Genomic DNA, 10,619 nt, shown 5'->3' on the forward strand with positions numbered 1-10,619 from the left:
GCAAAAAGTTTCGCGGTTGCCCAAAGGATTGGCGATGTTCGTTCGTCCAACCCATGTCGAGGTAGGATTGTGGCCGCCGGCATGCCGGGCGTGACAGCGGACAAGGCCTATGCCACATTTTGTACCTAATTTGTCCTGCAAAAGCCCCTTCTCTACGACAGAAGGGACAGCTCATGAGGGAGCCGCTTGAAATGGCAACAATCGCGCTTGTCGATGACGACCGCAACATTCTGACATCGGTGTCGATCGCCCTCGAATCCGAGGGGTATCGCGTCGAGACCTACACGGATGGTGCGTCGGCGCTGGAAGGCCTGGCGGCACGCCCGCCGAACCTTGCCATCCTCGACATCAAGATGCCGCGCATGGACGGCATGGAACTGCTGCGCCGCATGCGCCAGAAGTCCGACCTTCCGGTGATCTTCCTGACCTCCAAGGACGACGAGATCGACGAATTGTTCGGCCTCAAGATGGGCGCCGACGACTTCATCCGCAAACCCTTCTCGCAGCGCCTGCTGGTCGAGCGGGTGCGCGCCGTGTTGCGCCGCGCCAGTGCCCGCGAGGCTGCCGCCAAGACGCCAAGCCAGCAGGCCCGCTCGCTCGAGCGCGGCCAGCTCGTCATGGACCAGGAGCGCCACACCTGCACCTGGAAAGGCGAACCGGTGACGCTCACCGTCACCGAGTTCCTGATCCTGCATTCGCTGGCGCAGCGTCCCGGTGTCGTAAAAAGCCGTGATGCGCTGATGGATTCGGCCTATGATGAACAGGTCTATGTCGACGATCGCACCATCGACAGCCACATCAAGCGGCTGCGCAAGAAGTTCAAGGCCGTCGACGACGACTTCGAGATGATCGAAACCCTTTACGGAGTCGGATACCGGTTCCGCGAAGCATAAGTAGCAGGGCCTGCTATTCGATGGCAGTGGAAGCACAGCGAACAAGACCGGCGGGCGCCTCCAGGCGGCCGTCGCGGATCATGCCGTCCTTCGTCTCGAAGATCACGGTGCCGATGCGCCGCTTCCTTGGCCATCATATCTTTTCCAGCCTGACGCGGCGTATCCTGTTCCTCAACCTTGCCGGCCTCGCCGTGCTGGTGACCGGCATCCTCTATCTGAACACCTTCCGCGACGGGCTGATCGATGCCCGCGTCGAAAGCCTGATGACCCAGGGCGAGATCATCGCCGGCGCGATCGCCGCGTCGGCGACGGTCGAGACGGATTCGATCAGCATCGACCCGGAAAAGCTGCTTGAGCTGCAGGCCGGCGAAAGCCTGGGACCGGGCTCCGACCAGCTCGACAATCTCGACTTCCCGATCAACCCCGAGCGGGTCGCCCCGGTGCTGCGAAGGCTGATCTCGCCGACAAGGACCCGCGCCCGGATCTATGACCGCGACGCCAATCTGCTGCTCGATTCGCGCCACCTCTATTCGCGCGGCCAGATCCTACGCTACGACCTGCCGCCGGTTGAGGAGGAAGAGCCCGATCTGGTCGAGCGCATCCAGAAATTCGTCTTCGACTTCTTCCGCAACACCGAGCTGCCGGTCTACCACGAGCAGCCGGGCGGCAATGGCGCCGCTTTCCCGGAAGTGGTCAAGGCTCTCACCGGCAGCCCGTCGACCATCGTGCGCGTCAGCGAGCAGGGCGAGCAGATCGTTTCGGTGGCGGTGCCGATCCAGCGCTTTCGTGCCGTCCTGGGCGTGCTGATGCTGTCGACCGAAGGCGGCGACATCGACAAGATCGTCGCCGCCGAGCGCAAGGCGATCCTGCGCGTCTTCGGCATCGCGGCCCTTGTCACCGCCATCCTGTCGATGCTGCTCGCCTCCACCATCGCCAATCCGCTGCGCCGGCTGTCGGCGGCGGCGGTGCGGGTGCGGCGCGGCGTCAAGAGCCGTGAGGAAATCCCCGACTTTTCCGACCGTCAGGACGAGATCGGCAATCTGTCGATCGCCATACGCGACATGACCAACGCGCTCTACGCCCGCATCGAGGCGATCGAAAGCTTCGCGGCCGATGTCTCGCACGAGCTGAAGAACCCGCTGACGTCGCTGCGCAGTGCGGTGGAAACCTTGCCGCTGGCCAAGAACGACGATTCGCGCGGCCGGCTGATGGATATCATCCAGCACGATGTCAGGCGGCTGGACCGGCTCATCACCGATATTTCCGATGCATCGCGCCTGGACGCGGAACTCGCGCGTGAAGATGCGGGGACGGTCGACCTGAAGAAATTCATCACCGATCTGGTCGCCGTTTCGCGCGAAGCGACGCGTAACAAGAAGGCGGTCGAGATCGAATTCAAGGCCGCCAAGCTGCCGCAGGGCGTCAAAGGCTATGTCGTCGTCGGGCATGATCTGCGCATCGGCCAGGTCATCACCAATTTGATCGAGAATGCCCGTTCCTTCGTTCCCGAGGATCATGGCCACATCAGCTTGTCGCTGGCGCGTGCCGGCAAGTTCAACATCGTCACCGTCGACGACAATGGCCCCGGCATCCGGGCCGACAACATCGACCGCATCTTCGAGCGCTTCTACACGGATCGGCCGGCCGGCGAGGCATTCGGCCAGAATTCGGGCCTTGGCCTGTCGATATCCAGGCAGATCGTCGAGGCCCATGGCGGCACGCTGACCGCCGAGAACATCCCCGGCACCAAACCCGGCGAGATCAAGGGCGCGCGTTTTGTGGTGACATTGCCGGCCGAAGGCTGAGGGCATGAACCCCACCATGCCTGGTCCAGCCGTGCAGCCTGAAAACATTCACGCGACAATGGTTTTGATCGGCGAGCGCGGCATTCTCGTCACCGGAGCCTCCGGTTCGGGCAAGACGACGCTGGCGCTGGCGCTCCTCGACCATTGTCGCCAGCGCGGAACGTTCGCGCGGCTCGTCGGCGACGATCAGCTCTTTGTCGAGGCGCATGCCGGGCGGCTTCTCTGCCGCGCTCCCACCACCATAGAAGGCCTCGTCGAGGTGCCGGGGCTCGGGCCGCGAGCGGTGCCGTTCGAGCCCGCCGCCATCGTCGATTTGCATGTCCGCCTGACGCCGGCCGGTGAAACGGCACGCTTTCAGGAGGATGCCGACACCAGCATCGCCGGCTGTCGGGTGCCGCGTATCGATGCGGTCGAACGCAACGTCGCTGCCGCCTTACCGGTCGTGATGGCGCGGCTGTCGATCGCGCCTTTTCTATGATCCGCTCCGGGTTTTTTGCTGCAATGCGTCAAAATGGCATGCGCCTGCGCAATTTTGGGCTTGTCAACGGGCCGCGCGTCGACAAGATAGCGCTCCCGCCGCCTGGATTGGCTGGCGAGCATAAAATGCGCCTGTGAAGCGGCGATGACGGGAGCCACCAAAGAATGATCGGACTCGTGCTTGTAACGCACGGTCAACTGGCCACCGAGTTCCGACATGCCGTCGAACATGTCGTCGGGCCACAAGACAATTTCGAAACCGTGGCGATCGGTGCCGACGACGATATGGAGCAGCGTCGCCGCGACATCGTCGACGCGGTTGCCCGTGTCGACACCGGGGCGGGCGTCATCGTGCTGACCGACATGTTCGGCGGCACGCCCTCCAACCTTGCCATCTCGGTGATGGAGTCCGGCCGCACCGAGGTGATCGCCGGCATGAACCTGCCGATGCTGATCAAGCTTTCCTCGATCCGCAAGGGCGACAACATGGCGGCCGCCCTTGATGAGGCCCAGGCCGCCGGTCGCAAATACATCAATGTTGCCAGCCAGCTCCTGAGCAGCAAATGACCGCGCTGTCCCCGGAAAAAGATCAGATAGTCCGGGATTTTCCCATCATCAACCAGCGCGGCCTTCATGCGCGCGCTTCGGCGAAGTTCGTCCAGCTGGCCAGCGGCTTCGATGCCTCGGTGCATGTCGAGAAGGATGGCGTCAAGGTTGGCGGCACCTCGATCATGGGCCTGATGATGCTGGCGGCAAGCCCCGGCTATTCGATCCGCGTCACCGCCAGCGGGCCGGAGGCCCAGCAGGTCATCGACGCCCTGGAGCAACTGGTGGCGTCCCGCTTCGGCGAGGAATGCTGATCTGCTAGAGCGCCGATGCGTGTCTGAGAGACATGCAGGGATAAAGATTTCTTTATATCCCATTGTCGTCCTTGCTCCGATCTGCTAGTCAGGCCGGCAATTCGCGCCCTTCGACGCGCCGACCGGCGCGGGCGCATCCGCAACAAATTCGCAAGCACATCATTCGCATCGGAGTACTGCCATGACGGGTAGCAAGGACTATGTGGTCGCCGACATCTCGCTTGCCGGCTGGGGCCGCAAGGAACTCGATATCGCCGAAACCGAAATGCCGGGCCTGATGGCCTGCCGTGAGGAATTCGGTCCCAAGCAGCCGCTCAAGGGCGCGCGCATCACCGGCTCGCTGCACATGACGATCCAGACGGCGGTGCTGATCGAGACGCTGAAGGTGCTGGGCGCCGATATCCGCTGGGCCTCCTGCAACATCTTTTCGACCCAGGATCACGCGGCCGCGGCCATCGCCGAAGCCGGCATCCCGGTTTTCGCCGTCAAGGGCGAGTCGCTCGAGGAGTATTGGGACTACACCGACAAGATCTTCCAGTGGGCCGATGGCGGCCTCTCCAACATGATCCTCGATGATGGCGGCGACGCCACCATGTACATCTTGATCGGTGCCCGCGCCGAGGCCGGCGAGGACGTCCTGTCCAACCCGCAGGGCGAGGAAGAGGAATACTTCTACGCCCAGGTCAAGAAGCGCCTGAAGGCTTCGCCCGGCTTCTTCACCAAGCAGAAGGCGGCGATCCGCGGCGTCACCGAAGAAACGACCACCGGCGTCAACCGCCTCTATCAACTGCAGAAGAAGGGCCTGCTGCCCTTCCCCGCCATCAACGTCAACGACTCGGTCACCAAGTCGAAATTCGACAACAAATATGGCTGCAAGGAATCGCTGGTCGATGGCATCCGCCGTGGCACCGACACGATGATGGCCGGCAAGGTCGCTGTCGTGTGCGGCTATGGCGACGTCGGCAAGGGCTCGTCGGCCTCGCTCAAGGGCGCCGGCGCCCGCGTCAAGGTCACCGAGGTCGATCCGATCTGCGCCCTGCAGGCGGCGATGGACGGTTTTGAAGTCGTCACGCTGGAAGATGCGGCCCCCACCGCCGACATCGTCATCACCACCACCGGCAACAAGGACGTCGTCACCCTCGACCATATGCGCTCGATGAAGGACATGGTCATCGTTGGCAACATCGGTCACTTCGACAATGAGATCCAGGTCGCCGCGCTGCGCAATTTGAAATGGACCAACGTCAAGCCGCAGGTCGATATGATCACCTTCGCGGATGGCAAGCGGATGATCCTTTTGTCGGAAGGGCGCCTGCTCAATCTCGGCAACGCCACCGGCCATCCGAGCTTCGTCATGTCGGCATCCTTCACCAACCAGGTGCTGGCGCAGATCGAGCTCTACACCAAGCCCGGCCAGTACGAGAACCAGGTCTATGTCCTGCCCAAGCATCTCGACGAAAAGGTCGCGCGCCTGCATCTCGACAAGCTCGGCGCCCGCCTGACCGAACTGTCGGGTGAACAGGCCGCCTATATCGGCGTCACGCCGCAGGGTCCGTTCAAGCCGGAACACTACCGCTATTAACCAAAGCTAAAATTACTACCAGATATTGAGGCCGGGCGATTGACTTTTCGCCCGGCCATATTTTTGCGCGCCATCAGCCTTCACGGCGATTCGGCGAGGGGTTATTGTCAGGTGATTCGGCGATGCTTCCAGCCCGAGAGGGTCAAGAGAGGCACGCATCAGGGCGGTCTTGCATTCAGGCGGCGGAGAGGACCAAGACATGCCGGGGCAACACCCGCACAGAGCGGGACGGGCCGTTTCCGGCGGCCATGACGATTCGGGGATTGCTGGTTCCGTCCTGGAAGGCGGGAGCCTGTCCTGGCGCGCTCGCGCGTCGACATTCCTTGCCACCTCCGCCCTCGCGGTCCCCTTGGCTGGCGCCGTCGCGCATGCCGAAACCGCTGCTGCCAGCGTGGCCGGACTGTCGGTGAGCGCCATCGAGGTCATGCAGCTTGCCGTGTTCGTCGGCGTGACGGGTGCCGCATTCATTTCGGCCATCGTTCTCATCCGCGAAAGAGCCCGCACCTCGGCGGAGAATGTCGAACTCAGGAGCCGCCTCGCCGACATCAACGCGGCGCTCCGCCGCTCCGAGGCGCTGCTCAATCTGCGCGACCAGCGCGTCGTCGTCTGGGCCACGGAAAACAAGAAGCCCGAGCTTATCGGCACATTGCCCGTCGAAAGCGGCGCTCCCGAGGATAGGGCCGCTTTTCTCGCTTTCGGCCGCTGGCTGATGCCGCGTTCGGCGGCGGCACTCGAACATGCCGTCGCGGGATTGCGCGAGAAGGCCAAACCCTTCGACCTCGTCATCGAATCGCAGGCCGGCGCGCCGCTCGAAGTGCATGGCCGCAAGAGTGCCGCGCATGTGCTCGTGCGTTTTGTCTCGCTTTCGGAGACGCAGCGCAGCCAGGCCAGGCTGAAGATCGAGAACCAGCGGCTGGCCGCCGACCACGACACGATGATCGGCCTGCTCGACGCGCTGAACATGCCGGCATGGCTCCGCGGCGAGGATGGAGGGCTGAAGTGGGTCAACCGCGCCTATGCCGATGCCGTCGAAGCCGAAAATGCCGAAGCCGCGGTTCGGGAGAAGAAAGAGTTCCTCGGCGGCCAGGCGCGCGATGCGATTGCCGCCCAGCACAAGACGCATCCGGTTTTCGAGCAGTCGCTGTCCACCGTGATCGAAGGGGATCGCCGTGTGTTCGCGGTCACCGATTTCGCCGGCAGCGATGGCTCGGCCGGCCTTGCCTGCGACACCAGCGCCATCGAGACCGTTCGCGGCGAATACGAACGGACGGTGCGAAGCCACGCCGACACGCTCGACCAGCTCAACACGGCGGTCGCCATTTTCGACACCGACGAGAAGCTGCGGTTCTTCAACCAGGCCTTTCAGAAGCTTTGGGGTCTGGACGCAGGCTTCCTGCACAGCGCTCCAGACAATGCCTTGCTGCTCGACCGGCTGCGCAGCGAAGGCAAGATCGCCGAACAGCCTGAATGGCGCCGCTGGAAGGAAGGCCTGCTCGGCGCCTATCGCGCTGTGGAATCCCAGGAACATTGGTGGCATCTGCCGGATGGCAAGACCATCCGCGTCGTCGCCAACCCGCAACCCAAGGGCGGCGTGACCTGGGTGTTCGAGAACCTGACCGAGAAGATGGACCTCGAGAGCCGCTACCAGACAGCGGTGCGGGTCCAGGGCGAGACGCTCGACAATCTTGCCGAAGGCGTGGCGGTGTTCGGACCCGACGGCAGGCTCCGGCTGTCGAATCCCGCCTTTGCCACGCTCTGGGGTTTGAGCGGCGAAGCGGCCAAGCCCAGCGTCCACGTGTCGGCGATACGCGACCTTTGCGACCGGCAGGCCGCGGACAGCCCCTGGCCCAGCTTCGTTGCCGCCATCACCGGCTTCGACGACGAGCGCCGCGACCGCCACGGACAGACCGAGCTCAACAACGGCAATGTGCTGAGTTACGCCATGATCCCGCTGCCCAACGGGCAGGTGATGATGACCTTCGTCGATGTCACCGACAGCGTCAACGTCGAACGGGCGCTGAAGGACAAGAACGAGGCGCTGCAAAAATCCGATCAGCTCAAGAACGAATTCGTCCAGCACGTTTCCTATGAACTGCGCTCGCCGCTGACCAACATCATCGGCTTCACCGAACTCCTGTCACAGCCCACGACCGGTCCGCTGACGCAGAAGCAGCGCGAATATGTCGAGCATGTCAGCTCGTCCTCCTCGGTCCTGCTCACCATCGTCAACGACATCCTCGACCTGGCGACGGTCGACGCCGGCATCATGCAACTCGACATCTCCGAAGTGCAGGTCGATCGCACCATCGCCGCTGCGGCCGAGCTGGTGGCCGACCGGCTGGAAGAGCATTCGATCAGTCTCCAAGTCGACGCCATTGCGGCGCCGAAGACGTTTCACGGCGATGAGGTCCGCGTCCGCCAGATCCTCTACAATCTGCTCAGCAACGCCGCCAATTACGCACCGGAAGCCAGCATCATCCGGCTCAGCTGCCGCCATCTGGCGGACGGGGTGGAATTCTCGGTTCATGACGACGGTCCCGGCATGCCGCCCGATGTGCTCGATTCGGTGTTCCGCCGTTTCGAGCCGCGCGCCAATGGCGGCCGCCGGCGCGGCGCCGGCCTCGGCCTATCGATCGTCAAGAGCTTCGTCGAGCTGCATGGCGGCAGCGTTCGCATCGAAACCGGCAAGGACAAGGGCACGACCGTCATCTGCACCTTTCCAGACATGCCGGGCATCCGCGCCGCGGCCGAGTAGCGCGTTCGATGACCGGACTGGTGCTGGAGCGATTACTCGCCGACGAAACCCACACAGCGCGGCTGGGCGAAGATCTGGCGCTGTCGCTGCGCCCGGGTGACGTGCTTGCCCTCAAGGGCGATCTCGGCGCCGGCAAGTCGACGTTGGCGCGGGCCTTGATCAGGACCTTGGCCGACGATGCCGGCCTGGACGTTCCGAGTCCGACCTTCACGCTGGTGCAGAGCTACGACACCCGCATTCCGGTCCATCATTTCGATCTATACCGCCTGTCCTCGGCGGACGAGCTCGATGAGCTTGGGTTCGACGAAGCCTTGGCGCAGGGTGCTGCTTTGGTCGAATGGCCGGAACGGGCGGAAGCCTATCTGCCGAAAACCACGGTCCTGATCGAACTCGTCCAGCATGGCGATGGCCGGTTGGCGAGATTGTCGGGGCAGGGCGCTGCCTTCGATCGTGCGGCACGGTCACTGGCCATGCGCGACTTTCTCGAAAATGCAGGCTGGGGGGAAGCGCAGCGCCGCCATTTTATCGGCGATGCCTCGGCCCGCTCTTACGAGATCGTTTCGCTGCCGGATCGGAAGCCGCAAGTGTTGATGAACTCACCACGGCTGGTTCTCGGTCCGCCTGTGCGCGACGGCAAGCCCTATGCCGAGATCGCGCACACCGCCCAGTCGGTAGCTGCTTTCGTCGCCATCGACCACGCCTTAAAGGCAGGCGGCGTCAGCGTTCCGGAAATCCATGCCGAGGATCAGGAGCAAGGTTTCCTTTTGCTCGAGCATCTTGGTTCGGAAGGGTTTCTCGGCAGCGATGGCCAGCCGCTGCCCGCGCGCTGCGCGGCGGCGGCCGAGCTGTTGGCCATGATGCATGGCAGGACCTGGCCCCGGCGCCTGGAAACAGGACACGACGGCTTCCACGAGGTGCCGCCTTTCGACCGCGATGCCATGATGATCGAAGCCGATCTGCTGGTCGACTGGTACGTGCCGGCAATCACTGGCGGTCCGGCAAGTGACAGTTTGCGCGCCGGTTACCACAAGCAATGGAACACGCTGCTCGACCGGCTGCATGGCCGCGAAGTCACGCTGATGCTGCGCGACTTCCATTCGCCAAACATCATCTGGCGCGGCGACCGTTCAGGGCATGATCGGCTGGGCATCGTCGATTTCCAGGATGCGCTGATCGGCCCTTCCGCCTATGACGTGGCCTCGCTCGCCATGGACGCGCGTGTTACGATGTCGCCCGAGATCGAGAAAAAGACGCTGGATGCCTATGTCGCGGCGCGCCACGCAGCCGGCGTTTTCGATGAGGCAAGCTTCCTGGAATCCTACGCCATCATGGCGGCGCAGCGAAACTCCAAGATCCTCGGCATCTTCGTCCGTCTCGAAAAACGCGACGGCAAGCCCTATTATCTGAAGCACCTGCCGCGCATCCGCGATTATCTGCGCCGGGCCCTGTCTCATCCGGCGTTGGCAAGCCTGCGCGAGTTCTACGATGCCAACGGTTTGCTGGAGGAGCGAGCGCTGTGACAGCAGGACCGGACACCGCCATCGTACTTGCCGCCGGCCTCGGCAAACGCATGCGGCCGATCACCGACACCATTCCCAAGCCGCTGGTCAGGATTGCCGGCAAGACGTTGCTCGACTGGAGCCTGGACAGCCTGGCAGCCGCCGGCGTCGGCAAGGCGGTCGTCAACGTCCACTACTTTCCCGAACAGATCGTCGCTCATGTCGCCGCGCGTCGCGCGCCAAAAATCGTCATTTCCGATGAGAGCGAACAACTGCTCGATTCCGCCGGCGGCATAGTCAAGGCGTTGCCGGAACTGGGCGATCAGCCCTTCTACATCCTCAACGCCGACACCTTCTGGATCGATAACGGTCCTCTCAATCTCCAGCGCCTCGCCCTTGCATGGGACGCGGCGAAAATGGATATTCTGCTGATGCTGGCGGATCTCCAACAGGCGACCGGACACTGCGGCTCCACCGATTTCCTGGTGGCGCCGGATGGCGGCTTGCGGCGTTCAAAGGGGGATCCGGCAGGGCTGATCTATGCCGGCGCGGCGATCGTCCATCCGCGCCTGTTCAAGGGCGCACCGGCCGGGCCGCACTCGCTCAACGCCTATTTCGATTCCGCCATCGCCGCCGGGCGCCTGTTCGGCATGCCCATGCATGGCCACTGGATCACCGTCGGCACGCCCGATGCCGTACCGCTTGCGGAAGCGGCGGTCGCCGGTGCGCTAATCGAGTCGCAATGAGC

General features: G+C 63.5%; 9 protein-coding genes. All 9 read left to right on the forward strand.

The features are described 5' to 3' along the window. Window positions 1–191: 191 nt before the first annotated feature. The 9 genes from EN943_RS29945 (at window position 192) to EN943_RS29990 (ending at window position 10,617) form a co-directional block, all read left to right on the forward strand. Window positions 192–893 carry a response regulator transcription factor gene (locus EN943_RS29945; protein WP_013528337.1) on the forward strand — a complete coding sequence of 234 codons (702 nt, stop codon included), beginning with the start codon at window positions 192–194 and terminating at the stop codon, window positions 891–893. A 20-nt stretch (window positions 894–913) separates the two neighbouring features. Continuing rightward, a complete protein-coding gene (locus tag EN943_RS29950) occupies window positions 914–2,698 on the forward strand; it encodes a sensor histidine kinase (protein WP_013528336.1) in 1,785 nt (594 codons plus the stop codon). 16 nt (window positions 2,699–2,714) lie between these two features. Then, window positions 2,715–3,176 carry an HPr kinase/phosphorylase gene (locus EN943_RS29955; protein ID WP_127415738.1) on the forward strand — a complete coding sequence of 154 codons (462 nt, stop codon included), beginning with the start codon at window positions 2,715–2,717 and terminating at the stop codon, window positions 3,174–3,176. Between the two features lie 164 nt (window positions 3,177–3,340). Further along, window positions 3,341–3,742 carry a PTS sugar transporter subunit IIA gene (locus EN943_RS29965; RefSeq protein WP_010912939.1) on the forward strand — a complete coding sequence of 134 codons (402 nt, stop codon included), beginning with the start codon at window positions 3,341–3,343 and terminating at the stop codon, window positions 3,740–3,742. Next, on the forward strand, window positions 3,739–4,035 hold the full coding sequence (locus tag EN943_RS29970; RefSeq protein ID WP_013528333.1) for an HPr family phosphocarrier protein: 297 nt from the start codon (window positions 3,739–3,741) through the stop codon (window positions 4,033–4,035). Before EN943_RS29965 ends, EN943_RS29970 begins: the two co-directional genes overlap by 4 nt. Window positions 4,036–4,216: 181 nt before the next feature. Continuing rightward, complete coding sequence (ahcY, locus tag EN943_RS29975) at window positions 4,217–5,617, forward strand: adenosylhomocysteinase (protein WP_127415734.1); 1,401 nt, start codon at window positions 4,217–4,219, stop codon at window positions 5,615–5,617. Window positions 5,618–5,816: 199 nt separating this feature from the next. Beyond that, complete coding sequence (locus EN943_RS29980; protein WP_127415735.1) at window positions 5,817–8,372, forward strand: PAS domain-containing sensor histidine kinase; 2,556 nt, start codon at window positions 5,817–5,819, stop codon at window positions 8,370–8,372. An 8-nt stretch (window positions 8,373–8,380) separates the two neighbouring features. Then, a complete protein-coding gene (gene tsaE, locus EN943_RS29985) occupies window positions 8,381–9,892 on the forward strand; it encodes a tRNA (adenosine(37)-N6)-threonylcarbamoyltransferase complex ATPase subunit type 1 TsaE (RefSeq protein ID WP_127415736.1) in 1,512 nt (503 codons plus the stop codon). Next, window positions 9,889–10,617 (forward strand): nucleotidyltransferase family protein, encoded by a 729-nt coding sequence (locus EN943_RS29990; protein ID WP_127415737.1) that lies wholly within the window; start codon window positions 9,889–9,891, stop codon window positions 10,615–10,617. The genes tsaE and EN943_RS29990 overlap by 4 nt, the downstream gene beginning before the upstream one ends. The last annotated feature ends 2 nt before the right edge of the window (window positions 10,618–10,619 follow it).

The organism is Mesorhizobium sp. M7A.F.Ca.US.006.01.1.1, from assembly GCF_003997935.1.
GTDB lineage: Bacteria > Pseudomonadota > Alphaproteobacteria > Rhizobiales > Rhizobiaceae > Mesorhizobium.